Source organism: Photorhabdus africana (assembly GCF_035181445.1).
GTDB lineage: Bacteria > Pseudomonadota > Gammaproteobacteria > Enterobacterales > Enterobacteriaceae > Photorhabdus > Photorhabdus laumondii.
Window position 1 is genome coordinate 1 of record NZ_JAXBVE010000171.1, and the last position, 508, is coordinate 508.

At 46.1% G+C, this 508-nt stretch carries 1 protein-coding gene; it reads right to left on the bottom strand.

Annotated features, from left to right (window positions below; all coding sequences use genetic code 11):
• Positions 1 to 508: IS1595 family transposase (locus SLS51_RS23260; protein WP_323840844.1), on the bottom strand; the 508-nt coding region annotated here is incomplete at both ends.

Genomic DNA, 508 nt, shown 5'->3' on the forward strand with positions numbered 1-508 from the left:
GCTGCCCGGATACATGAATAAATAAGCTGTTCGAATGTTTTTTTAAGGTTAAAGCGCCAATTGAACTTGAAACAGAATTCGGCAAGATAACGAGGTAAATACTTTTTGCTAATCGAATGATATGTTCCGCGTATCGAATTTTTTACATTACTTATCATTGTGTTAACCCACTGAAAATAAGGAAGCTTAACACTCTGCGCTCCACCGCCAGTAACGAGGGGCAAATGGAAAGTCCCGGCTTGCTCAATCCCCCGAAAGCAAGCTAATCCATCTGAAATAACAAGAGATTCTGGTTTGAGATGCACTTTAGCCCAACGGGTCAGTTCCTCGGTCTTAAACCCTTTCACAACGCTGAAACGCATGAACATAGGGTGGCCCTTTTCATTCATTGAAACTGCCGCAACGAAAGGGCATTTCCCTTTTGCCCCTCGCCCTCGGGGGCCATGCTGAGCCCCTCCCCAGTATGCGTCGTCAAGCTGAATAAACCCGCCGAGAGGCTTTTCGTCAT